Source organism: Paenibacillus sp. FSL P2-0322 (assembly GCF_037975315.1).
GTDB classification, from domain to species: domain Bacteria; phylum Bacillota; class Bacilli; order Paenibacillales; family Paenibacillaceae; genus Paenibacillus; species Paenibacillus polymyxa_B.
Genome location: NZ_CP150243.1, coordinates 1,210,957 through 1,236,799, shown reverse-complemented (window position 1 = coordinate 1,236,799; position 25,843 = coordinate 1,210,957). Strand labels below are relative to the sequence as shown.

19 protein-coding genes and 1 pseudogene are annotated in these 25,843 nt (G+C 46.8%); 6 read left to right on the top strand and 14 right to left on the bottom strand.

Annotated elements, in window-relative coordinates; genetic code table 11:
• Positions 1-2 precede the first annotated feature (2 nt).
• The gene (locus MKY24_RS05570; RefSeq protein ID WP_339201561.1) at positions 3-1,232 is read right to left on the bottom strand and encodes a hypothetical protein; all 1,230 of its coding nucleotides are present in this window, start codon (positions 1,230-1,232) and stop codon (positions 3-5) included.
• Positions 1,233-1,378: 146 nt separating this feature from the next.
• Positions 1,379-2,830: a substrate-binding domain-containing protein gene (locus tag MKY24_RS05565; RefSeq protein WP_279832050.1), complete on the bottom strand. Its 1,452-nt coding sequence runs from the start codon at positions 2,828-2,830 to the stop codon at positions 1,379-1,381.
• Between the two features lie 99 nt (positions 2,831-2,929).
• On the opposite strand from MKY24_RS05565, the gene MKY24_RS05560 reads away from it, so the two are divergent.
• Complete coding sequence (locus MKY24_RS05560; RefSeq protein WP_069079703.1) at positions 2,930-3,202, top strand: hypothetical protein; 273 nt, start codon at positions 2,930-2,932, stop codon at positions 3,200-3,202.
• A gap of 58 nt (positions 3,203-3,260) precedes the next feature.
• On the opposite strand, the pseudogene MKY24_RS05555 reads toward MKY24_RS05560, so the two are convergent.
• The 8 genes and pseudogenes from MKY24_RS05555 to MKY24_RS05520 form a co-directional block, all read right to left on the bottom strand.
• Positions 3,261-3,529 (bottom strand): annotated as a pseudogene (locus tag MKY24_RS05555) (hypothetical protein); the annotation flags it as partial.
• Between the two features lie 3 nt (positions 3,530-3,532).
• On the bottom strand, positions 3,533-5,632 hold the full coding sequence (locus MKY24_RS05550; protein ID WP_339201559.1) for a multidrug ABC transporter permease: 2,100 nt from the start codon (positions 5,630-5,632) through the stop codon (positions 3,533-3,535).
• Positions 5,607-6,509 carry an ABC transporter ATP-binding protein gene (locus MKY24_RS05545; protein WP_339201557.1) on the bottom strand — a complete coding sequence of 301 codons (903 nt, stop codon included), beginning with the start codon at positions 6,507-6,509 and terminating at the stop codon, positions 5,607-5,609. The genes MKY24_RS05550 and MKY24_RS05545 overlap by 26 nt, the downstream gene beginning before the upstream one ends.
• Positions 6,502-6,891: a GntR family transcriptional regulator gene (locus MKY24_RS05540; protein ID WP_025723754.1), complete on the bottom strand. Its 390-nt coding sequence runs from the start codon at positions 6,889-6,891 to the stop codon at positions 6,502-6,504. Before MKY24_RS05540 ends, MKY24_RS05545 begins: the two co-directional genes overlap by 8 nt.
• 164 nt (positions 6,892-7,055) lie before the next feature.
• Positions 7,056-9,731: a PAS domain S-box protein gene (locus MKY24_RS05535; RefSeq protein WP_339201554.1), complete on the bottom strand. Its 2,676-nt coding sequence runs from the start codon at positions 9,729-9,731 to the stop codon at positions 7,056-7,058.
• A gap of 163 nt (positions 9,732-9,894) precedes the next feature.
• Positions 9,895-10,830, bottom strand: a complete 936-nt coding sequence (locus MKY24_RS05530) for a nucleoside hydrolase (protein WP_053324774.1) — start codon at positions 10,828-10,830, stop codon at positions 9,895-9,897.
• Between the two features lie 174 nt (positions 10,831-11,004).
• Positions 11,005-13,158: a glycoside hydrolase family 6 protein gene (locus MKY24_RS05525; RefSeq protein ID WP_081047454.1), complete on the bottom strand. Its 2,154-nt coding sequence runs from the start codon at positions 13,156-13,158 to the stop codon at positions 11,005-11,007.
• A 542-nt stretch (positions 13,159-13,700) separates the two neighbouring features.
• A complete protein-coding gene (locus tag MKY24_RS05520; protein WP_023987290.1) occupies positions 13,701-15,200 on the bottom strand; it encodes an alpha-glucosidase/alpha-galactosidase in 1,500 nt (499 codons plus the stop codon).
• A gap of 263 nt (positions 15,201-15,463) precedes the next feature.
• On the opposite strand from MKY24_RS05520, the gene MKY24_RS05515 reads away from it, so the two are divergent.
• From MKY24_RS05515 to MKY24_RS05495, 5 genes are all read left to right on the top strand, one after another.
• Positions 15,464-16,309 carry a Cof-type HAD-IIB family hydrolase gene (locus MKY24_RS05515; protein ID WP_023987289.1) on the top strand — a complete coding sequence of 282 codons (846 nt, stop codon included), beginning with the start codon at positions 15,464-15,466 and terminating at the stop codon, positions 16,307-16,309.
• Between the two features lie 277 nt (positions 16,310-16,586).
• Positions 16,587-17,585 carry a sugar-binding protein gene (locus tag MKY24_RS05510; RefSeq protein ID WP_023987287.1) on the top strand — a complete coding sequence of 333 codons (999 nt, stop codon included), beginning with the start codon at positions 16,587-16,589 and terminating at the stop codon, positions 17,583-17,585.
• The gene (locus MKY24_RS05505; RefSeq protein ID WP_071559103.1) at positions 17,582-19,027 is read left to right on the top strand and encodes a sensor histidine kinase; all 1,446 of its coding nucleotides are present in this window, start codon (positions 17,582-17,584) and stop codon (positions 19,025-19,027) included. The genes MKY24_RS05510 and MKY24_RS05505 overlap by 4 nt, the downstream gene beginning before the upstream one ends.
• Complete coding sequence (locus MKY24_RS05500) at positions 19,002-20,339, top strand: AraC family transcriptional regulator (RefSeq protein ID WP_071559104.1); 1,338 nt, start codon at positions 19,002-19,004, stop codon at positions 20,337-20,339. The genes MKY24_RS05505 and MKY24_RS05500 overlap by 26 nt, the downstream gene beginning before the upstream one ends.
• Before the next feature lie 227 nt (positions 20,340-20,566).
• Complete coding sequence (locus MKY24_RS05495; protein ID WP_023987284.1) at positions 20,567-21,967, top strand: sugar porter family MFS transporter; 1,401 nt, start codon at positions 20,567-20,569, stop codon at positions 21,965-21,967.
• Between the two features lie 108 nt (positions 21,968-22,075).
• Here MKY24_RS05495 and MKY24_RS05490 read toward each other — a convergent pair whose 3' ends face one another.
• The 4 genes from MKY24_RS05490 to MKY24_RS05475 form a co-directional block, all read right to left on the bottom strand.
• Positions 22,076-22,987 carry an AraC family transcriptional regulator gene (locus MKY24_RS05490; RefSeq protein ID WP_068938471.1) on the bottom strand — a complete coding sequence of 304 codons (912 nt, stop codon included), beginning with the start codon at positions 22,985-22,987 and terminating at the stop codon, positions 22,076-22,078.
• Between the two features lie 149 nt (positions 22,988-23,136).
• Positions 23,137-23,772 carry a TetR/AcrR family transcriptional regulator gene (locus MKY24_RS05485; RefSeq protein WP_339201551.1) on the bottom strand — a complete coding sequence of 212 codons (636 nt, stop codon included), beginning with the start codon at positions 23,770-23,772 and terminating at the stop codon, positions 23,137-23,139.
• A 16-nt stretch (positions 23,773-23,788) separates the two neighbouring features.
• Entirely contained in the window at positions 23,789-24,988 is a 1,200-nt protein-coding gene (locus MKY24_RS05480) for an MFS transporter (RefSeq protein WP_339201550.1), read from the bottom strand.
• Positions 24,989-25,131: 143 nt separating this feature from the next.
• On the bottom strand, positions 25,132-25,788 hold the full coding sequence (locus tag MKY24_RS05475; protein ID WP_023987280.1) for a DJ-1/PfpI family protein: 657 nt from the start codon (positions 25,786-25,788) through the stop codon (positions 25,132-25,134).
• Between the last annotated feature and the right edge of the window lie 55 nt (positions 25,789-25,843).

Genomic DNA, 25,843 nt, shown 5'->3' with positions numbered 1-25,843 from the left:
CCTTAGGATCCTGATGCCACAGGCTTGTCAAATACATGGCTCTGCGTCCAATGCTGTCCACCATCCGAGGTGGTATACATAACTGGGGCCTGTTCTGAATCTGAGAAAATAGCCCAGCCTTCCTTGGCATTTGCCATCCCGATTTGCTGACCGCCATAACCGTCAAAGCCTTGCTTGCCATTGTTCCACGTCTTGCCGCCGTCAGTCGTCCAGCCGATCGTATTAGGCTTGTCGCACGGTGCGCAGTAGCCACCCATCCATGCGGTACTGCTATTAACCGGATAGAGCATACCTGGTGCCGTCCCTTCATTTTTGGCAACCTGGTTCTCTTGCTGGCTAATACCTGGTGCCGGACCGCCGCCAGCGGTGGCATTCGCCAGCACAGCACGCCAGCTTTGTCCACTATCGGCAGTATGCCAAAGCGAATACGACGTCTGATTCATCCCCGTATCTCCAACCAGCTCGATCCATGCGTTGCCACGTTCTACCGAACGAATAATGGCTCCATTTAGAGGCGCCTCCGTTGTGCGTGACATGACAGTAGTCCACTTTTGGCCCCCGTTAACAGTGTGTAAAATCTGAAACGAACGGTCTGTGTCCTGCGTAACCGCCCAGCCGTTTTGCCGATCATGGTAATATGGCTGTCCTACCATGTGGCCAGGCATGGGGAGCGAAGACCAGCTATGCCCGCCATCCTTCGTATATTGGCTGCCACTGAACCCTTCCTTGGACGATACAAAGTGTAAAAAGCCCGCTTGCCCTTGCTCAGGTACAGTCCCCACAACCTCCCAGCGTTTGCCGCCATCGCGAGTGGCCAGCAGCGATCCGCTGTCTGCCATAACAGCCCAGGCCTGCTGTCCGTTCAAGGCAAAAATCTGCTGAACCGTACCTTGGCCCTGATATTGCACATTCCACGTCGATCCGACTGAATCGGATGCAGCCGCGTCCGTTCGGGCAATCCAGCCATTTCCGCCGATCCAGCCGGATTGACCGTCGATCAAACGCAGCGCGGTAATATTGTCCATGCGGACCTTCGCTATAGTAGAGTCTGTGGTTGCTTGTCCTCCTGTTTTCGGTGTATCTACAGTCGTTCCCGAACCATTCGCTTGTGCCGAGGCAGCACCCTTTTGCTCATTTTGAGCCGTTTGTCCTGTTTGCGAGCCTGTTTCACACCCCGCTGTCACTATGGCAACGGCGAGCAAAAGCACCCAGACCGATGTTTTTTTCTTCATTTTCGTTCATCCCCTTATGTTGGTGATATACATGCTGTGCGGGTATTGTATTCACAGCAAAGTATATTCTATGTATTACCCTGCTGTCTTCGTTTCACTCTTAAGGTGAATATACGGGTGACTGTATGCGAACCATCGTTTCAGGTTTACGAGTTTACAGGAACAAAGCCGCCTTTTTCGATGGCCCGAGTTCCTTCTTCACTTTGCAGCCATTCGAGTAATCGTTGCATCGAAGGGCTTGGTTTCTCGCCTTCCCGTGTGACCACGAACAGTTGAGCTGTGAATGGATATTGCTTCGAGCGAATGTGTTCTTTGTTCGGCTCTACTCCATCAATAGACAAAAATTTGACCTCTTGACGATTATGCATCACATTTGCAAAATAATAAAATGAATATCCGAGCGCGTTGTGATCCTTGTTAAAATCTGCGACTGCATTAATCATACCACCCATAATGCCAATTTGTAGTTCACGTGGCGGGTCAGCCATCTCATGGCCTGCCATCACTTTCTTTTGCATGTATGTCTGACTGCCTGAATTTTCTTCTCGCTGATAAGCAATGATCGGCTGATCCTTGCCCCCTACTTCATTCCAATTATGGATAGCCCCTTCATATATACGACGAACCTGCTCCGAAGAAAGTCCCTTAACCGGATTGTCTTGATGAGCGAGAAAAATAAACGCATCCCACCCAATGGGCGTGAGCCTCATTTGTATTCCCCGACTTTTCGCCAGACGCAGTTCCTCATCGGAAGGACCGGCCACCAGAATCAGATCCGCCTTCTTTTCGATTAAATTGACATATGCCTGATGGGTCGTGTTGAATCTCAGCTCGTGCGCCGCTCGCGCCTTGCTCATTCCAGTCAGTTCATGCAGCATATCCTGCGCAAACGGAATGGCCGCCGTAGCCCCGTCAACTACCGGAAAATCCTTCTCTGCAATGTACGGGCGTTGAGGAAGCATCAGTGTAATCGTCAGCACAATGACGAGCGCAGCAGATATTGCGGCAACACTCCATTGCCATCTATGATCCACCTTACCATTCTTGTCGGTCACCGCTGGATAACGATTCACCCCAACTCCTATTACCATGCCAGCTATCGGCAGCAGTGCAGCCAGTAGAAACCAGATTTCACCATGCTGTGTATATGGCCCCAATACCTCCAACACAGGCTCCGCCCAAGCGTGATAGAGTGAAAAGAGCTCCCACGCCCCTCCCACTTCAGCAGGTTGGCCACCAGACCCTTGTATGCCTACAATCCACAACCACAGCCCACATAATAATGATAATAGCCCGGTCAGCATCAGCGAAAGCTTGCCCATGCTGGACATACGCGCACTCAAGGCACCATAAGCTGCAAAAATGAGACCGATAATCCATGCATATAGAAGTAGTATTACAAACACAGTTGTATCTGTGACACCTTCATGCCTCAGCAGAAGCTGCACTTGGGGTGCCACAACCATACTCCAAACTACATTAAACATGACTGAAAACAATCCAAACATAAACGTACCACCCAGCCATGGCCAAAACCATGCTATCCGCACAGACTCATTCTTTTCCGGCTTGGTTATAACTTCCTTTGGATCAGACATGTACATCCCCCTATAACTAATGAATGAAATGAGACTGTAAGCCATTGCTTCTTCATTGTACAATTATGGTAAAGATTAGTATACGAGAGGAGGATAAAAATGTCCTTATCCGATCATCCGAATAATACATCTGATGTAACCTTGCTCCGGAAAGCACACGATGATCTATGGCTTTCCTTACAGCATATTCCCAGCGATGAAGCACTCAAGCTACTTCACAGCTTTGCAACCCAGGTAGCGTTCTATCACGAGAAAAAGGACAAGGAGGCGGACTGTAAAAACTACTTTCGAACTCCCTTGCCCTATATAGCGATAGCCGTTGGTATTTCACTGCCAACCGCCATGTGGCTTCTGATATTGTTCTTACCCTAATGCTTATGGCAAAAAAGGCCTCCCCCACGGGAAAGGCCTTTTTGGTATCGAATCTTCTTTATATTGCTCTGGCATGGATCAAAAAACGGTGCTGCTTCACGTCCCAGTACCCATCACGTTGGATATCCAAATACAGACCATACAGCTGTTCTATATATTTCTCTGGCTGAAAGTCTGCAATCTGCCATTCAATAGCTTTTAAATAGTAGACAAGCGCAAAATACGTCGTACCTCCGTTGGCGAAAATGACTCATGCTTATTCAGCACGAGGTCGAACCCGGCATCGCCAAACGGGAGGGAATCGTCATCCTGTATAGCCATATCGTGGGCTTAAGGAATTGCTGGTAAAGCCTTTGCAAGCTCCGGTGTCATATCTTTTGGAGTTAAATAGCAATAGCGTGTATGGGGGTCTGAACTAAATAAAGGTTTGATCTTGACCTGAACCAGGTAAGTGCCTTTCGCCCTATTTGGAGTATAGCTATAGGGTCTGCGCTTTTCCAGTACAGTGCTCCAGAGCTTCGGATCTTCAATCGTTATTGCTTTATGCTTCTGTTGGATGCTTTTAAATAGCTTATAGTCTTCAATATACTGATTGGGTTGATAAGGTTCAAGCTCTTCAGCAATAATAGGAACAGCCCGTATCGAAAAAATATCCTTGGAATCAATGATCACCTTATCCGCATACCCCTTTTGCTCTAGCCAACCTGTAAGCTTGTGATAGGAAGCCGGCCATTCAAATGAAAATTCACGATGCCAGCTCGGTTCGTTATTGGTAAAGGATGACTCTTTGTTTGTAATAGAAACACTCCCTAGGGGATATCGATGTGATTGCATTTCGCTATAACTCATATTTAATACTTCTTCTCTGAGTATATCTTCAAATTCACGAGTTTCTTTGGGATTGGTCAAAACCACTCGTCTTTCATTATCATCTACGGATTGGATATTAATCGTCTCTGCTTTTCCTTGCAGCTTATCCAGCTCGTATCTTACCGTTTTATAAGGCTCTGCTTCCATCACTTTAGTCAGTTCTGTCCGGAAAGGCTTCTCCGGGAATGTATAGCGGCGAGTCATGGTGGAACCATCATCCAAGCGGTAGATTATGACTGCCCTTTCGACGGCCAGGTTTTTGGACAATGTTTTCTCGCCAGCTGCATGTGCACGTACGAGTTCACGATGTAAATTCAGCACAGAGGCAATATAGGCCCTGTCTTGGGAGTAATAAGCTTCTTTTTCTGCATTTCCCCCTAGAGGCTCCTCTTGCCCGACATAAACTTTTTCTACGGAGTGTGCTGTTGGAATCCGCCCCTCATAACCCAACCAACCTGATATCGGGATATATAGTACCAGCCCCATGATCACACCGTACACGACCATTTCCACCAAAGCTCGAACACGCACAATTTGCCACGTCTTGCGGACGACCATCTCTACAACGATATAGCCTAGAACAGCTCCAAGTGCATACCCAAAAATCGACCAATTTGCTGCTCCTCTTGTACCTGCATTATAAAAATAATCGCCTATTACAAGCATGGCGCATAGTATAACCCCTGCCTTGAACAAAGGTTGAAAGAAAGAAAACGCCATGGCCTGAGTCGCCTTCTCGACCAAGCGTTTACGGTACAAACCATAACTCAAGGCGACAAACAGCAGGGAGATACCTATATAGGCAAGCAGCTCCATGTAGGAAAAGGCGCGATGCGGCAAATTGTCCATAATGCGTACAAACGGCGATAAGTTATCCCAGACATTATTACTGCTGCGAAACTCCGAGCCGTTAATATATTGAACAATGGTTTCTCGCACTTGCACATAACCGTATAAATTACGTTCCAGAAAACGCCCTATCATCATGGATAGAAACTGAGGCAATAGCAGCAAAACATACACTACTACGATCTGTAGCAACGATTGTCCCACACAAATCCCTACAAACACAGTAAAAGTAAACAGGAAAATCGTAAGGACAGATACGACCAGTGCCCATGATCCAATATCATGGATATGAAAAATATAAGGCAGTTCGACTGACGTGTTAACCCAAGCAGTTACTCCCGCAGTCAGCCATACAGGTACAAGTAAAAGAATAAGACCGCTAATTAAATGTGATGTTAATAAATGCTCTCTACGCAAAGGTAGGCTGTGATACAAATCGGATGACCCCTGTCGCTGAACAAAACGAAGCAGCATCACACCTGCCAGCACGGGTACGGTCGTTAAGATTAATTTTTGCAATTCATTACCTGAGCTTGTGTTATCAAACAAGCTTTTTAAAACCACTCGTGGTTGTTCATCACCAATGCTCATAAACAATGGCAGCAGTACTGTAAACAGCAATCCTACCAAGTACAATAGACCGATCCAGCCATGCTGTCTCAGGCATTGGCGAATTACGCCGCCGCTACAGAAGAATCGGTTGGATGTCATAACCTGCGTCCTCCATTTCATAAATGAAAATTTCTTCAAGCGTCAACGGCAGCAAATCAAACACATGCGGCTCATACGCCTCAATCGTCTCTGCAATCCGCTCTCGTTCCCCCCGGATAATGAGCAGCAGAACACTGCCCCTCCGCTCCTTATGTACAACCGAAAGTTGTCCACATACGGTTTCCTCATGCGTGCTTTCACGAAAGGCAACCTGCACCTTATGCGTATCAGACTTGAGGTCGTCGACCTCTTTTTCCAACAGCATTTGCCCCTGGTGCATAATGCCGACGTGATCACACATGTCTTCTATTTCACGCAAATTATGAGATGAGATCACGACGGTCATCTCGCGTGCAGCGGTTTCCTGGAACAGTAAATTTTTGATCATTCTACGCATCACCGGGTCCAGCCCATCAATCGGTTCATCCAAAATGAGCAGCTCAGGCATACAGCTCAAGGCAAGCAAAAAAGCAGCCTGGCGCTTCATCCCCTTGGAAAAACGGTGGAGCTTTCGTTTAGGATCTAGCTTAAAAATCTCCGTAAGCTGTATGTAGCGTTCCTCGCTCCAGCTCGGATAAATGGAGCGGTAAAACCGGGCCATCTGACGAATTGTCGCTTGCGGAAAAAAATAGGGGGTGTCTGGCATAAACAGAATGTGCTGCTTGACTTCTGGCTGCTCATATACGGACTGTCCGCCAATCAGTACCTTTCCTGCATCCGGTCGGTAAATCCCGGCGATGATTTTGAGCAGTGTTGTTTTCCCCGCCCCGTTTGAGCCCAGCAGTCCAAAAATGGAGCCCTTCTTCACTCTAAGGGCGAGCTGGTCGACAGCCTTTTCTTCTGTAAATGTCTTTGTGACTTCCCTTAATTCAATCAAGGGACATCCCCCTTTCCTTTGTTTGTATAGCTTCCACGTACATGTCGTCCACTTCCTGCTGTGTAAAACCGAAATGGACGGCTACAATCATCTGTTTTAACAACGCCGCCCGAATCTCATCTCGCTTGATTTGTTGTGGCTGATGTTGGGCAGGTGTGACAAAGCTGCCTTTGCCCTGAACGGAATAAATGTATCCTTCTCGTTCCAACTCGCGATACGCCTTCTGAATCGTATTCGGATTCACCGTTAGCTGAGCGGACAATGTCCGCACAGAAGGCAATTGCTCATCCGGCTGAAGTGACCCATACACGATCATTTCCTTTACCCTGTCCATAAGCTGTTCGTAGATCGGCTTGCGGCTGCGGATATCCAGCTCGAACATGGACTTCCTCCTTTCAAGACTTAATCTGATTCATTTGTATATGCTCAGCTGTTCTAACTGTACTATAATTAATAGTACAGTTAGAACAGTTTGTCAATCTTTTCTTTGGGGATTTCTCACAAAAAAAATAGCCGTGATGCATGATGCATCACGGCTATCTCTTTTTAGCCTTCCTTTGACTCATAAGGTTCATCACGGCTTATATTCGCGAGCGTTGAACCATCCGGCAGCTTAAGATCCAGCTGGAACCGGAACGTCGCTCCTCTGGCCTCATCGCTATCCACACCAATGGACCCCCCCATCAGCTTGACCAAGTTTTTACAGATGGACAATCCCAGTCCTGTCCCTCCATATTTTCGGTTCAGTGCCGGATGAAGCTGGGAAAAAGGCTGAAACAATAGATGCTGGCGGTCTGCTGGGATACCGATTCCAGTATCCGTTACACTGAACTCAATCAGGCATCTATTTTTACGACGGCTGTAAGCCTTTCTCTCCACAAAGATATTTACACGCCCTCGCTCCGTAAATTTGATCGCATTGCTCACCAAATTCACCAGCACCTGTCGAATACGCACATGATCGCCGACCAGCATCCCCGGGATTTCCTGATCCACATGCCATTCCAGCTCAATGCCTTTTTCCATAGCCTGCGTCATGAATAGGTCAGCCACACTGCCCACCACATCATCTAGCACAAAGGACTCGTGCAGCAAAGACATTTTGCCAGCTTCGATTTTGCTCAAATCCAGTATCTCGTTCAATATCTGCATTAAAGCACCGCTGCTACTGGTAATAATGTCTATATAGCTACGCTGCTCCTCATCCAATTCAGTATCTGCCAGTAACCCCGCCATGCCTATAATGCCGTTCATCGGTGTACGGAGCTCATGACTCATCACAGAAAGAAACTCTGACTTGGCCCGATCGGCGCGTTCGGCAGACTCCTTGGCCCGAATGATCTCCTTTTCATTCGTCCTGTCTACAAAAACCATCACAGCCCCTTTTCGCTCGCCATTATCCATCAAAGGGCTGATTCGATAGGAGGCCAGAAAGCTGGACCCGCCTTTTTTCCAAAATACAGCTTCCTCTGCCTGATAAGAGGCTCCGCTTCGAATCGCTTGAAGAATAGAGGACTGTTCGTCCGGAAAATGACTGCCAATTTCGTCAGCATGGAGGATCATGTCTATGCAAGCGCCATTCAGCGGATTGGCAGATCCTACGCCAAACATCTCAACAGCTGCCGGGTTCATAAAGCGGACATGTCCTTCGGTACTTAAACCTACAATTCCTTCGGATACGGCATTCAAAATAAGCGAATGCTCATTACTGAGCTTTTCAATTTGAGCAATGTAGCTTTTAAGAGGGGTAACATTTTCTATAATCCCGTAGCAGCCTACAATTTCCTCTTGCACGAAAATCGGGATATTCGTCATCTTGATGAATAGACGCTCCCCCTCCTTATGTATAAATTCCGATTCATAGGTTTGCGTCTCACCCTGCTTGGCCAGCTCCATGTGACGCTTGATTTTGTCCTGTTCCTCAGAGGAAGCCATGATGAGTATGTCAGCCCCAAGCAGCTTATCCTTCGTATAACCCGTAAGCTCCTCCAAGCTCGGATTCACGCTCAAGATATGACCTTCCATATTCACGGCGCATATCCCGAGTGGATTATGCTGAAACAGTGACCTATAACGGTTTTCACTTTCGCGCAGACGCTGCTCCATTTCCCGGTGCTCTGTAACATCCTGGATCATTCCAACCACTTGAACGGGCTTGCCTGCATGCTCGTCCATTTCAGCTTCCCAGATTGAACGCAGTACCTTTTGTTCCCCATTCGGCAATACAATCCGGTAAAAGGTTTCTTCGTGAACTCCCTTTAATATAACGTTGGTGATAATCTGTTTCATGCGCTCTGTATCTTCTGGATGAACAGCCGCCATGAACGCGTCAATACTTGTTTCAACCGACTTGACACGATAACCAAAAATGCTGCGAAATTCCTTGGAGAAATGCATAACATTGTTGACCAGATCCCAGTCCCATGAGCCGAACATCGCCAACCTTTGAGCTTTTGCCAAATTCTCCTCGCTCTTCTGGCGCTCTGTGATGTTGCGTCCGATGGACAGTACTCGCTTGATTCTGCCCTGTTCATCCCGAATAATGCGGTACGATACTTCCAGCCACAAATAGTGCCCGTCCTTATGACGAACACGCCGCTTCATGATGCCTGTTTCCTTGAAGAGTCCATGTACACGCATATAATCGGCATCTTCAACATGGTAGAATTGGAGCCGCTTTTTGCCGAGCATTTCCTGCTTTGTATAGCCTAGGAGTTTTTCCACCGAAGGAGAAATATATTGGAGTATGCCGTCCGCCGTGCTATATGAGATAACATCCGGCGTATTTTCCGTAATCAGCATGTACAAATCCTCATTATCCGAGAGCACCTGCTCCATATCTTTTTTCTCCGTGATATCCATTGCATACGCAATCAAATAAGATTGTTCGGTAGCCTCATCATCAAATATGGTTAATTCCAGCGATAGCCAGACGGATGTTCCCCTTTTATGTTTCAAACGCAGCTCTGTCTTATAGACTTGATCCGTAGCCTTTAGCCAACCTGCGTAAGCCTCCCTCAACCCTCGCTGATCCTGAGCCTCTTTATACAAGAGATGGTAATATCGGATATCCAGTAATTCCTCCTGCTCATATCCGACCATTTTGCAAAAGGCGGGATTGACGTACAGGCACTTCCCCTCCCTCGACAAAATCACGATTCCTGTCGGGGCATGATTATACATATGTTCCAGCAAAGGCAGTCGTCGAGCAGCAGAAAACACAATGAATCTCCTCCTTTGTGGTCCGGCAGTTTTTCTAACTACACCTATTCTAACATGATATGGGATTTTATAGCAGTGAGTCCACCTCTAGATAAGGCCCTTAAAACATGTATGCACAAAAGATTGCCGATGCAGGTTCATCGGCAATCTTCGAATTATTTTTTTATACCACCCGGCTAAGAAAATGACGCAAAAATCGCTCCGCATCGACTTTAAGTGCCACATCAACCGTAGTCAGGGCTTGAGCTTCGTTCTCATTTTGCACCTCACGGGTGCGACCAACCTCGGCGGAATCCCCCACCTCAACGGCAATGTGCATTGGACGCGTCTCCACAAAGCTAGAATCTATCGCTAATCCTACAGCCAGTGGATCATGCAAAGCACAGCCTGCAATACCAGGTCTGAAATTGCGATAGGCTTCCATATAAAAGTCTGTCATATCTGCCATAAACGCGCCCAGCTCGGTCCCTTGCTCACGCCATTTGTCCACATCCTGCTGGGGAAGCAGTGTTTGCATCGTGACGTCCAGCCCAACCAGCGTAAGCGGAAAGCCCGCTCCCAGCACATAGGCTGCGGCTTCTGGATCGGCATAAATATTCGCTTCAGCCGTCGGAGTTACATTCCCTTTCACTGTAACCGCGCCGCCCATGATGATCAGGCGGTCAAGCAATTGGGGAAATTCGGGGCAGCGATCCAATGCAATCGCAAGATTGGTTAGCGGTCCCACAGCTACCAGGGTAAGTTTGCCTTCATAGCGACGAGCCTGTCCGATAATAAAGTCAGCGGCATCCCCAGACGCAGCCTGACGGGAGGGAGCTCCTTTCAACTGATTGCCAATACCGTCTTCACCGTGAATATGCCGGGAATATGGTTTGAACAGCTCACGAGCATACGGCTTGTGAGCGCCAGACACGACCGGAGCCTCTACCCCTAGTTTTTCCAGCAGAATCAGTGAGTTACGTGTTGCCTCCTCCACCGAGATATTACCAAAGGTGGTTGTAATACCGAGTAGCTCCAATTCCGGCGAATGGACCGCGTACGCAATAGCAAGCGCGTCGTCAATGCCAGTATCTACATCTAAGATTAACTTTTTGCTCATGATGACCCTCCACAGTAGAACAGCATTCTTTTTTTCATTATACACAATTTCAATGCTTATTCCCTTGGTCATCAAATTCTTTATTCGAAGACGTAAAAAAAGACTACGACAGCTATGCCGTAGCCTTCTTTTAATACTTTTCAATCACTCAAGGGCACTTGTTCTGGCTAAATCCTAAGGCTCGATTCCCCACACCAGCTTATCATTGTGGAACAACGTTACTTTGTTCCATTCTGCATAAGAGGTTTTAGTTGGATCGAAGGAGTAATCATTGGATTCGTTCAGGTTAGACCAGTCACTATTGTTCATGCGGATCTGAATATCACCTGTTTGCGCTCCAGCAGCAAGCGTGCCGGCAGCAGCACTGAAACCAATTTCAATATAGTTGTCTGTAATGGTACGCAGCACGTTATCATTGCCTACTTGCGCATAGTCTACTGCAGATTGCAGCTCTTGGCTGCCATCCTTCGTGAAGTAATAGCGGATTTTCAGCTCACTCAGCTTCACGGGTGTTGTACCTTTATTTTTCAGGTTAAGGAAAGGCTTGACTGCGTTATTAGCTGGGTCGGTGTCACCAGCCCGGTACATTACAACCAGATCACCCGCTGGTTCTGTAGGGTCGGTTGGATCAGTCGGTGTACCTTTAGGTTCAGCGCTTACCGTTGCGGAATCCTTACTTGTTCCTTTCGCATTCGTAGCACTTACAACATAGAAGTAAGTTGTTCCGTTCGTCAGTCCCTTATCCGTGTACTCTCTTTCCGTTACAAGAGGCGCAACGGCTGTAAAAGGACCTGCTTCGCTAGTGGCACGTTTTACCGTGTAGCTATCGGCACCAGTAGACGCATTCCAAGTCAGTGTTACTTGAGCATTGCCCACAACAGCCTTTAAGCCTGACGGTACAGCTGGAGCTGTAGGCGCTGGGTCCACACCACCAGTGGAAGGCACGATTGCAGGGTACGCATTTTGTACCAGCATCACAAACTGATCATGGAACCATGCTCCTGAAATAGGTGCATTCGGTAAAGCATCTGTCAATGTGCCATCCTTGGTTGTATAGGTAGGATCACACATACGGTCAAAGCCTTTACCCTCATCGTTCGGAATGAGTGAGCTGGAACCATCGGAATCACCCGGAGGTTTCGCCCATACATAGGCATCAATATGGCCAGCTGGAGCCGTTTGTGGCGGTGTTCCCATACCTGCTCCGCTGTTATTACACCAGTTACCACGGTGCGAGCGTTTGTCAACACGGCCTGAGTTTACATAGGAGTTAATATCATTGCCGACTGCGGAAGTCGGACGGTTAGGTCCGCCCCATCCGTTACGGCCTGTATCAATTAACATACCGAGTGAGCTCGGCCAGCCTGCGCTGACAAAATCTCTATGCAATGACTCTGCGAAATCCGATTCATCGAAATTAGGATTCCATTCATAGTACTTGGACGATTTGATCGGTTGTCCGCCGACATTCAGATTTGGATCAGGCAAATTAGGTTCTGTCAGCGGTGAAGTATTGGCTGTATTCGTGATAAAGCCATCTACACTGGACAGACCTTTGCTAGTGTCTTTGAAGATAGTTGTAAACAGGGATACCGTTGCTGCACGGTTGTTATCCCAACCTAACCAGCCAGAGTGACCGATATCTACGTATTTGTACACATTCGGAATCTCGTTCAGCTTATTCATTGTGTACTTAACACCAGCTTCATAAATCCCTGTAGACTTGGCTTGCGCACATTTAGGATCATCCAGATTGGTTACCAGGTTTGGCAAACTATCTGGTTCAATGATCGCTACGATACGAATATCCTTATATTTGGGATTTGCGAAAATAGAAGCAATTTTGTCAACATAATCCTTTTTATATGTTTCCAGCCCTGCCTGAGTCAGCGGTAATTCACCATTGGAAGCCAAGGCATGACAATCCCGTCCGGGCAGATCATACACAATAAATTCCGCCGTAATCGGTGTGCTGCCTTTCTTTTGCGCCAATACTTGGTCCAAATGCGCTTCCAGGCCAAGCTTGCCTCCACCGCCGTTAATAGCAGCGATACGATCAAGCCATACGGCTGTCGGGAATGTTTTGACCGTTTGCATTTTTGCTTTCAGATTGGCATCCGTAATCTTGGCAATCGATGTATCAACACTAGCCGCATAATCAGGACTAACATATTTTGTCGCCCCTTGGTAAGGATTGTCCACATGGGATTCTGCATGTATTTTATCCGTAAATCCTGCACCTGGTAGAAAGCTGCTTGCGACGAGTGATAGCGCAAAAGCATACTTCATGCTTTTACGAAGCACTTGCTTTGTTTTCAATTGCTTCACCTATCTTTCCGTGGATTTTGTTGAATCTTCCTATGTCGGCACCTGATTGTTACATGATTAAATGTGAGTTACGCCTACTCTCCAAAAAAAAGCGGCGTTCATAGTTGCGAAAGGTAAGCGCTTTCTATTTGTCCATGCGCTCACATTTTCCCCTTTTTGTCACCTCCTATGTTAGATTATAGTGAGCTGGAAATCTGCTGTAAATTGAATAAATTAAGGACTACATTATTAATTAGGCATATGAATTGCCACTCTAACGGTTCGTTGTGGCACCTCTTTTTCTGAAACCGGTTCCTTCATTTGTTGAACATCCCTGCTATGACAAGCTCTCAGGAGATTTAGGATCGACAGCAAAAGAGCGAATTCAAAAAAAGCAAGACTGTATTCTTTAATTTCCGTCAGCCTAAATCGACAATGATAAACTCCAGAACGCCAACTATGCCAAATCGTTATATCTATCGACAGCAAAAGGGTGTTTTCAGGCCACATGACCGTGAAAACACCCTTTTATTGTTGTGAAGTCAATCTATGCTCTTGTTGTTCTACACTTTTTCGCGATCCTTGCCCTTGTCAGATTGCCCTGCATTTTTATTGGCGGCATCCCGATCCAGCTGCATTTCTTCAACCGTCTTCACCTTAAGTCGCGCTGCTCCCTCATAAGGTCGGGTTGGAATCAGATCGCCTGCAGCCAGACGTTGACGCGCCTCGACAATTGCTGCTCCGTATTGCGGCAGCCATGCTTCCTGGGCCACCAGCATTTCATCGACCATCTGCCAAATTTCTTTCGGATTACACACCGCGCCCACTAGCGGATCCATCATAAACGCTTGCCGCAGCAACTTATCATCTCCGTGCACAGCCGCTTCAACAGCCAAACGCTGGACGGAAATACTTACATTGCAGACGGCAGCAAGACCGAGCGGAAGGTCTCCTACATGTGGCATGGAGATACCATTCCGATCCACATATCCAGGCGCTTCAATAATCGCATCGTCCGGCAAATTGGAAATCACACCGTTATTTACGACATTAAAATGCCCCCGGTATACACGTCCGGTTTCCAGACCTTCGATAATGTATGAACCATGCTCTTCACCGCGATTTTCCGCCTTGTACTCCAATGGGTCTTCTTTCATCCAGTTGGGGAAATCTGTTTCAAACCAATTACGTCCTTCTGTACATACACGCAGATAGCCGCCTGTTTCTCCGTTGATCCAGCTGCCTAGATCAATCCAGTCCAGAATTTCATTCGGACGCTTCCGGTACCAAGGTACATATTCACTTAGATGGCCATTCGACTCTGTGCTGTAATAGCCAAAACGACGAAGCATGTCGATGCGTACCTTTTCGGTGCGGCTATATTCGGGATGTTTTTCAAAAGCCTCCAGCAGTCCAGCTGTCAGGTCCTTGCCTTCATGTGACGCCTGAATGTACCACGTCTGGTGATTGATTCCGGCGCACACAATGTCCACATCCTGTTTCTCCAGACCATACACCTCAGCAATTTGGTGATGCCCATGCTGGACGCCGTGACATAGACCGATTGTACGCACACCGCTGTATTTGTTGCAGGCCCACGTCATCATCGCCATCGGGTTCGAGTAGTTCAGCAGCAATACATCCGGTGCACTTAGCTCGCGGATATCCTTACAGATGGCCAGCATTTCAGCAATACCACGCTGACCATACATGATCCCTCCTGCACACAATGTATCGCCCACGCATTGATCCACGCCATATTTCAGCGGAATATCCACATCGGTTGCAAAGCCCTCCAGCCCGCCAACCCGGATCGTACAAATGACGTATTTGGCATCCTTTAAAGCTATCTTTCGGTCCGTAGAGGACTGTATTTGTATGGACAAACCATTCTCACGAATATCCCGCTGGCATAGCTCAGTAACCATATCCAGATTGTGCTGACTGATATCCGTAAAAGCCACTTCAATATCGTTAAATTCCGGCACCGATAACAGATCTCGTAAAATTCCACGGGTAAAACCGATGCTTCCTGCTCCAATAAAAGCTACTTTAAATGACACGGCATTCAACCTCCGTTAATTAGAATTGGTATATACCGTCATTGTAGCAATAGGTCTGCGGAAAGCGTTATCAAAATCATGACCAGTTTCGTATTTAGGTGTCAAAAATCCTAACTTTCGCTTTAGCAGAGGGTTGCCGATTTCCATTTCGTTCCATCCGTTTCTCTCTTTCTATCTAGTGTTTTTTCAGTTCAATATGTACTTTAAGTGCGGTAAATGTAGTAACATAAAAGAAAACATTGGAGAGCAAGGAGCAGCCTAAGATGAACAAAAAGATTATCTTTTTAGATATAGATGGAACGCTAGTGGATGATGATGGTATGATTCCCGAATCTGCAAAAACAGCATGTATCGAAGCGAGAAAGAACGGACATCTGATTTATTTATGCACTGGCCGATCCAAAGCGGAGATTTATGATTTTATCATGGAGGTCGGTTTTGACGGGATCATCGGAGCTGGCGGGGGCTTTGTAGAAATCGAAGGCGAGATGTTATATCACCACAAAGTATCGGATGAAGATGTTAAACATATGGTCGATTACTTTGATGAACATGATTTGGACTTTTATTTGGAATCGAACGGGGGACTGTTTGCGAGTAAAAACTTTTTGCCCCATGTGGAACGGCTTATCTATGGTGATGTGGACAATGATCCCGTAGCCAGAGAAAAAAAAGAACAACGTCCGCATCCTTTTATCACTGGCCTAACTATAGGAGAGGACAACCTGTATCGTAGTGACGTGAACAAAGCATGCTTTTTGGAAAACAAAAATGTTCCTTTCGAACAGATCAAAAAGGAATTTGCAGGGAAATTTGAGGTTATTCAATGTACTGTATCTGCTTTCGGGCAAGACAGCGGCGAGCTAATGGTTCCCGGTATTCACAAAGCCGTAGCTATTGAAAAGCTTATTGAGCATTTGGGAAGATCCCAAGAAGACACCATTGCTATCGGAGATGGGATGAACGATGCTGAAATGATTGAATATTGTGCGCTAGGAATTGCTATGGGAAATGCCAAACCGGGCCTCAAAGCCATTGCAGATGACATTACGGATGCTGTGGATGAAGATGGACTGTTTCACAGCTTTAAAAAGCATGGTCTGATTTAGTGATGTAATTTTTTTATACTTAAGCCCCTGCAGTAGTTTCTGGACTTAAAAATTCCTAATTCTACTGGCAGGGGCCTATCTCCAATGCTAAGATGGGCAAACCATTCTTCAAATATCTGTTGTTGCTTATCCTTCAAGATTTCTACTTTGGTCATGTACCTTGATTAAAATATGGAATTCCTCCTCAATAACCGCGCTTATGCTGACGATAGCTGCGTGCGGTTGTTTTGTTGCTGTATAATGAGTGAGTCTGTAAATATTTACAAAGGAGCAAGACATGTCAAACCGTAAATGGACATTTATCCTTATCCCAGTCTTCCTGCTATTTGCCTGGCTGCTCTTCCAGTTCACTCTGTCTTCTTTTCAAATTCACCAATTTGCAGAGTTATTGAAGACGGTTTCTCCAAAAGACGGGGTTTCCGATACAAAAGTCGTACTGATATCCCAGGAGTTGGATAATTATTACTGGCGGTCAATCGAACAAGGAGCCCGAAAAGAAGCGGAACAGTACGGTATGCGGCTCGATTATATCGGGCCGGACCGCATTAATCCGTCCGAGCAGGTCAAACTGCTGGATAAAGCGATCGCCAGTAAGGCGGATGCAATTCTGGTTCAAGGAATAAATGATCCAGAGTATCGCCGATTAATCGACAAAGCAGCCGGACTTGGCATCCCCGTCATCACGATCGATACGGATGAACCAGACTCCCGGAGACTAGCTTACGTGGGAACGGATAACGAAGGAGCAGGAAAACGGATGGGCGCGCTGTTAGCGAAAGCCTCTGGAGAGCGTGGCGACATTGGAGTTATGATCAGTAGCGAGCGCGTCGAGAATCAGCGACTCAGGCTTGCTGGATTTCGTTCCGTGATCGGTCGCTATCCCAAGCTCCGCATTGTGGAGATTCGCTCCTCAAATATTTCACGGCTTCAGGCAGCACAGCAAGCTCAGAACATGCTCACCCGGTATCCGCAGATCCGCTACATGGTCGGATTCAGTGCGCTGGACGGCCTTGGTATTCTGGAAGCCTCGGAGCGACGCGGAGCGCGGAATTTGCAGATTTTCGCTTTTGACGATATGGCCGAGACGTTGAAAGCCATCAGAGATTGCAAAATCGAACTGACCATTGTTCAACAGCCAGAGGAAATGGGGGCTAAGTCCATAAAATTACTGAATGATTATCTAAAGGGGAATCCCCCCCAGGAATTAACATACACCAGGATATATGAGATGCATGCGGACACTCCCGACAACATGACCGGAGATGACAGACGATGACGATCAGAACGAAGCTGCTTCTGTTCATCCCTCTTCTAGTTGTGTTCGCCAATATCATCGCTTATTTTGTATTCCAAAGCGGAAAGGTCGTACAACAGAGCTACGATGAAATGCTTGGCCGCATTCTTCTCATCGAGCAAACCTCCGAATCGGCGGAGAGCAACTTAAATCTCCTATATGCCTATCTGCTTAATCCAAGAGGCGATAAGGCTGTGCAGGGCCCGACAGAATACCAATTGATGCAGTTGAAAGGCAGAATTCAGGAAGTCTCCTCCTCGACCGACCCTTCTTTCGCCGAGGAGGACTACGTGAATCTGTTGGCTACATTTCTTAAAGAGAAACAAGCCGCAGTTCTGGATGCAAAGGCACAAGATCCTCAATCGGCTTTTGAACATTATATTGAAGCGGAGAAAACCGTCAGCTATATTCATGAGGAGGGTCAGCAACTGATCGATGATGAACTGGCTTATTACCGGCCAATCATTGAGAACATCCGGAACAAGAATGAGCGAATGAACGGATGGGGAGTGGCGTTGTTCGGCATGAACGCGCTGATGGGGGTTTTGCTTGCAATCTGGGTCTCGCGCAGCATTACTGGCCCTGTCGGCAGACTTGTCGGACTGGCGAAGCGAATCGCCACAGGTGATCTGAATATCAAGCCCCAACCGCGACGGGATGACGAGCTAGGCGTACTGTCGGACGCCATTTCGCAAATGTCCACCGATTTGAGTATCCTTATCGAGAAGGATAAACAGAGTCTGGAAATGCGGCGGCTTGTGAAGGAACTGGAGCTTCTGGCTCTGCAAAATCAAATTAACCCGCACTTTTTATTCAATACCTTAAATGTGCTCTCCAAGCTGGCGATCCTGGAAGGGGCGGAGAAAACCAGCGACCTGATCGTTTCGCTGTCCAATCTGCTACGGTACAGCCTGCAGAAGCTGGACAAACCCGTAACTCTCCAGGAGGAACTGGATCATATCCGCGAATACGTAACCATCCAGCAGGCGCGCTTCAGGGACAGAATTCGCTTTGATCTTCACTTTGACGCTTCCGTACTTCAGCAGCAAATTCCGGCCCTGACGATCCAGCCATTTATTGAAAACGCTTTTCTTCATGGTGTGGCAGATATGGAAGACGGAGCCATTATCATGTTAACGCTGTCGAGAGCAAACGAAGATGTACAAATTGAAATTTCGGACAACGGAAAGGGCATGACGGAGGAAACCCGACTGTCCGTACTCCATCTTAAAGGCGAAGTCGAAAGCGGCAGTTCAACAGGACTTGGAATGCAAAATGTGTTTAGGCGGCTGCAGTTGTTCTACGGAAAGGAAGGAATGGTTGAAATCAATAGCAATATCGGACGAGGTACTACCATAACAATACGAATTCCAGTCAAGAAGGAGAGTGAGCAGACTGATGTATCGGTTGTTGATCGCGGATGACGAGGCTTTGGAGAGAGAAGGACTGGAATTGACAGTGGAACGGGCGATGCCGGGGATATTCCGGTTTATTCATGCCGGCAACGGCCGCATGGCGATTGAATGTGCGGAAGAGCACCGTCCCCATATTGCCATTCTGGATATCAATATGCCTGGAATTGACGGGCTTGCGGCGCTTCGTGAATTAAAGGAGCGGCTTCCCGATACCCGATTCGTGCTCGTTACTGCCTATGATTATTTTGCCTATGCCCGGGAGGCGCTCTCTTTGGGTGTGAAAGAATATATTCTGAAGCCAGCGAAGCGAGAACTGATCATCGGTACACTGAAACGACTGATTGAAGAAATTGAGTGCGAGAAGCGGGCACGTACGGAAGAATTGGAGCTTAGGCACAAAATCTCACAGCTGATGCCGCTCGCAGAAAATGAGCTGGCTTTAATGCTTATGGTCGACCAGACCGTGGATTCAAGCGCTTCCCAGCTATCGGAATGGCTGGACTTTCCTCTTGATCAGGGAAGCGCCATCATTGCCGCCTTTGACGGATATACGGACGAGCAGGATAAAAAGAAAATTTACGATCATTTCCGAAGCTATGTAAAAACGCATGGCCCGAATGCCATTGTAAGCTCCTTGATCGACCATCATGTAGCCACTTTTTTACGAAAGCCACCTGTCACCGGCGAAAACGACTGGCGGCAGTTGGTGAATCACCTTGTTCAGCAGCTCTCCGAGCTTGCCCAGCAGCAACTTGGTATAAAGACGGCCATTGGAATCGGATCGCTGCATAGCGGCGAGGAAGGACTTCGCAAGTCCTATTTCGAAGCCGTTTTTGCCTCCACCCTACGCAAGCGGGATGGAGGTTTCTGCCACTTTGACGAACTGAAGTCATCAGAGGCTGGAAACGCTTCTTTGCTTGCCATCAAAGCGGAGAATGGAATGCTTCAGCAGACGTACGTCATGTCAGCACTGCAACGGATACGCGAACAGCGAGAGGTTCAAACACTGACTATGCTGGGTAGGGCGAAAATGTATATCGAGGAACGGTTCAACGATGATCTTTCGCTGGAAGAAGTGGCTGATTTTGTCCATTTGAATCCTCACTACTTCAGCAAAATTTTCAAACAGGAATACGGAGAAACCTTCATCGACTTCTTAACCCGGCTGCGGATTGATAAAGCCATCTCTCTGATTAAGGCCGGCAACCTTACTCTTAAGGAAATCAGCTTTGAAGTGGGTTATAAGGACCCGAACTATTTTAGCCGCGTCTTTAAGAAGATAACGGGCGTTCCTCCCACTGAGTTCAAAGGCCAAAAATAGTAGAGATTCATCCATGCCGACTATCGGCATGGATTTTTTTAAGCTCGAATGACAAGGTAATGCTAGGTTCAGCCCCTCCATCCCCGATTCGGGAATCGAAGCCAAAATCGTGCATGAAAAGGTCCGTTTAATGAAGACGATAACCGGCCTTTCTTTTATAAGCGCATGTTATACTTCTCCTCGAAGAACGGAATGAGGTTCCAGAGATCTGGAGGGGAGATGATCATATGGCAGTAATCATCAATAATGAAAGCGCTCAACAGAAAGCGCTGCAATCAGAAAAACCCAATATGCTTTTTGTGACGTTGGTATCCATCGTAGCTGCGCTCGGAGGTATCCTGTTCGGTTTTGATATCGCGGTTGTTTCGGGAGCCGTTGAATTCCTACAGCAGCGTTTTTCGCTGAGCGAATTTCAGGTTGGTTGGGCCGTGTCAAGTCTGATTGTCGGGAGTGTCACTGGAGCGGCTCTCTCCGGCTACATGAGTGAAAAGATCGGCAGGAAAAAGGTATTGCTGGCCGCCGGATTTTTATTCGTCGTCGGCTCGATCTGCTCTGCGCTTCAAGACACGTTCACCGGGTATGTTATCTTTCGCATGATCGGCGGCATTGGCATAGGAATCACTTCCACCGTTTGTCCGGTGTACAACGCGGAGATCGCTCCCGCCAAATACCGAGGTCGTTTGGTTGCTTTAAATCAGTTGGCGATCGTAACAGGGATTTTCCTGGTTTATTTTCAGAATTCGTGGATCGTCAGCATGGGAGATGAAGCCTGGGGTGTCTCAACAGCCTGGCGCTGGATGTTCGGAGTGGGAGCCGTTCCGGGACTGATCTTTATGCTCTTGATGCTCTTCATACCCGAAAGCCCGAGATGGCTTATTAAACAGAATCGGCCTTATGAAGCGCTGCCGATTTTGCTGAAAATTCACGGTGAAGAAGCCGCTAAGCAGGAAGTGCTTGATATCAAGGAATCATTCAAAAATGAGAACAACTCATTGAAACAATTGTTCGCTCCTGGTATTCGGGTCGCTCTCTTTATCGGTGTTATGCTCGCCATTATGCAGCATATTACCGGCATCAATGCCATTTTGTATTACGCGCCGGTTATCTTTAAAGGAATGGGACTCGGTACGGACGCTTCTTTGACCCAGACCATTTGGATCGGGTTGATCAATGTGTTGTTCACCATCGTATCCGTATGGCTGATCGACAAAGCGGGACGAAAAGTCCTGCTGATAATTGGCACCTCGTTGATGACCCTCTGTTTGGTCATTATTGGAGCCGCATTCAAAATGGGTTTGACCACCGGACCGCTCGTACTCATCATGATATTGATCTACGTGGCCTCCTATGCTATATCGCTTGGGCCGATCGTATGGGTTATGATCTCGGAGATCTTTCCGAACCGCATTCGCGGCAAAGCGGTCGCCATCGCTTCGATGGCATTGTGGGCCGGCGATTATCTGGTATCGCAAGCATTCCCTCCTCTGCTGAGTTCAGCCGGTCCGTCCAACACCTTCTGGTTATTCGGAGCCATCTCGTTGTTCGTCGTGGTCTTTATATGGCGCAAGGTTCCCGAAACCAAGGGGAGATCACTTGAACAGATGGAAAATATGTGGCTTGGGAAATGACCCAACTTTAGCTCTCAAGAAGCCCGGACACATGTTATAATGCTTCAAAACACACGTCCTCTGAGTCATACCGACCTAAATCGGCAATGGTTCAGAGGCTTCTTATTATCAGCTCCCATCCTCCTCCGCATAGTTCCTCACATTGCGCTCTACAGCAGAGCGGTATTCAACAGGCGTCTTGCCTGTGTGCTTTTTGAACAACATATGAAAATACTGCCTGCTGGCCACGCCTACATAATCGGCAATTTCTTGAATGGGAATGTCCGTTTGCTGAAGAAGCATACGGGCCTTGTCCATTCGCAGCATCGTTAAATACGCGGTAAGCGTTTGCCCAGTATGTTTTTTGAAAATACGGTGCAAATAACCTGGGTGCAGATTCACAGCTGCCGCCATGTCCTTAACCACAATATCTCGGTCATAGTTCAGATGGAGAAATTCAATGCATCGTTTGATGTACATATCCGTTTGCTGCGTGTTGCTGCGCTCTGCCTCTTCCCGTAGACGTGCAATTCGTACTAGCAATTGCATAAAAAGCATCTCTGCCATTGCACCCGGCTGTTCCTTTCGTTGGTCCAGCTCCAGCACGAGACTTTTCAGCGCATAATATACCTCTTCTGGGTCCGATAGTACCAGATACGGGAACGGACGTGACATGAGAGTCGTGACCTCCTGCTCCTCTGCTGCCATTTGTCGGATAGACGGCCCTACCCTCACTCCCTCCGTAAAACCAAACTCTACATTTAGCATCCGGCACGGTTGTTCTCCTTCCACCACTAGTCGATGCGGTACACCTGCGTCCAGCATAATAAACTCGCCTTTACGCAGCGTGATGCTTTCTTCCACATTCTCTCCCGTTTGTACATCTACCCTGCAAAAGCCGGAAATCATGTACATAATTTCGGTAGAATGATGATCGTGGTAAGACATGGTGTAGTCATGCCATTGCTTGTAATAGTAAGCAAAAAAACGGGGAATATAATCCCCGTCACGCAGCCGTGGCTCAAACAGACTTCCGTTCATCCCCGCACCTCCACAAAAATAGATAAGGCTAACACGACAACGTATCTGCAACCGCTCTATTTTCACAGTTTAACAGACTGAGTCTTGTACTTCTATTTCACTCCATCGGACGATCTGAAATCCTCTGGAATATGGCAGGCGACTCCTGCCTAAAAGGTTGGGGATTTATCACTTTTTGGACTTAAATACTGAATCAACATTCCCGCAAATCGGTTAGCAATTTCTATATCATCAAGTTCGTTATTCCAATCGTCCTTGGACGTCAGACTCATTTTCTGTAGTATACCCATCATAGACGTGAAGATAAAATGAGCGGTCTTCAAGGGTTCTGTGTCGGACTTTAATGATCCATCTTGGAATCCAACTTCCAGAGCATCCATCAGGAAATGTCGTTCCTTTTCCCGGCTAACAAAATTTTTGTACTGTTCTTTGAGTTCTTGATTTGAATCATAAGCTTCGTAATGCAGATCGAATAGAAGAATAAACTTGATGTATTCTGGATGTTGCCGAGCGTAATCAATCCATGCATCAAGCATCGAAGTAAGCATCTCCTTACCGCTCATTTCGGCTGAAGGTGCCCTTCTAACAAATTCGGTCATGCTCTCAAGGATTTCCATCTGAACCTCAAAGATCAGTTCGTTCATGGACTGAAAGTGCTTATAGAATGTGACCCGACTTACACCAGCCACGTTGCATACATCCTTAATATTAACTTTGAGAAAGCTTTGCTTCATAAAAAGTTCCTTGGCAGCCGCAATGAGTTCTTCCCGATTTTTATTTTTCAAATTCTGGTGCCAGTTCTCAGTCATTAACAACCATCCGTTTCTCATTTTTCGATTTTTGTAAGGTTAAGAAAAGGGCAGATGCAAGGATAAGTGCACCAAAAATATAAGGAATATGAATGTGTTTGTCAAACATCAAACCCGCCAAAATGGGTCCCAATATGTTGCCTAGGCTGGTATACGTCGTATTCAATCCGGCGGCATATCCTTGACGATCACGAGCTGAGTTCGCGATCATTGTACTTACGGTTGGCCTTAGGAAGGCATTAAAAGCAAAAAACAGCGCCGATACCGCCAGAAGATAACCTAAATTGACCTTAATTATCATTAACAGTAAAGCGATGGCTGTCATGATCAAAGAGAGACGTATAAGCTTTATCTCACCAAGTCTCTTGATGAGATAATCAAGTAGCCATATCTGCACAACGATGCCTATAATTGCACCGACCGTAATGATCATTGAGATTTTAGTGGCATCAAAACCATATTTTCGTTCCACAAAAAGAGCATACACCGTTTCATAATTCATCAAACCTAATGTCATGATCAGAATGAGGAGAAGATAACGAAAATAAGATGTCCGAAATGAATTTAGGATTTGGTTGCGAATTGGCTCCCGGCGGACCCATTGGCTAGCGGGTTTTCGTTTTTCCTTAGGTAGTGTCTCTGGCATATACAAGCTAAGCAGCGTAGCTACAAGTCCAAGTCCACCAGCAAAAAAATAGGGCACCCTTATGCCAAACTCAGCGATCATACCGCCTAACCCCGGACCAAGCACCATACCCAAATTCATGGAGGCACCCAAGTATCCCATTCCTTTAGCTCGGGTTTCAGAAGTGGTAATATCAGCGACGTAGGCCATATTGGAAGGAACCATTAAGCCAATACCTATCCCCCCGATAAATCGGGCAATATATAGAAGAGGCAATGTCGTAGAAACAGCAAACATAAGATCCGAGATGACGGTTAAAAACAGACCGGTGATGATCATGGATTTCCGCCCCCATCTATCCGAAAGCTGCCCACCTAGGGGCGAAAAAATAAACTGTGCTGCTCCAAAAGCGGCAATAAGATACCCCGCAGCAGCTCCTGCCGCATTAAATTGTTTCAGATATTCAGGCAGAATGGGAATCACCATACCTTGACCCAATAAAGCAATAAACAAATTCAGCATCAGAATGAAAAGTGGAAATGTAGCAGACTTAGGTAAGCTGCTCATGTTTGTAACCCCCTTCAACCATTTACACTATGTAACCCTTTACTATGTGTAAACTATATTAGTTGAAATAGGGACCCTTGTAAATAAAATTACAAACCTATTATGCCAAGCTAATACCAGAAAGAGATCTTTTTATTCTTGCTTTACACATTAGGCTCCTGTTTTGCAAACTCTTGTAACATACCTCTTATTTGTTCTACCAATATAGCAGGTGCTTTCTTTGGTGAACCCGTGTCAAACGGAGGCTGAGGATCGTATTCCAAAATCAGCTGAACTCCTTTACTCATATCTTCTCCCAATTCCCATGCCAATAGCTGGAGTGCCATATCAATACCAGAGGAGACACCGGCTGCTGTAACGATTTTGCCCTGACGAACCACTCTCTCATCTGTTGGAATGGCTCCAAGAGATTGGAGCAGGTCTAAGGAACCCCAATGACTGGTGGCTACGGTTCCATTTAACAAGCCTGCGGCGCTCAAAATCAAAGAGCCGTTACAAACCGACGTGGTCCATTTCGTAGTTTCATGTATTTGGCGAATCCAATTTAACGTTTCTTCGTCATTCATTGGAGTTTTATAATTTGGCGGACTGCAACCTGGAACAACAAGAATATCAGCTGAACTAACTTCAGAAAAGCTGTAATCGGCATGCAAATAACCCATATTTGAGTCCAGCTTGATTAACCCTTTTTTCTTAGCGACAAACTTCACTTCACATTTCAGTGTAGCAGCAAATACATCGTATGGACCCATTGCATCTAATGCCGTAATTCCATCGAAAAGCATGATTGCGATTTTCATGATGATCTCTCCTTTGAAGTGGGATTTTATTCTTGCACATCCATACTAACATACA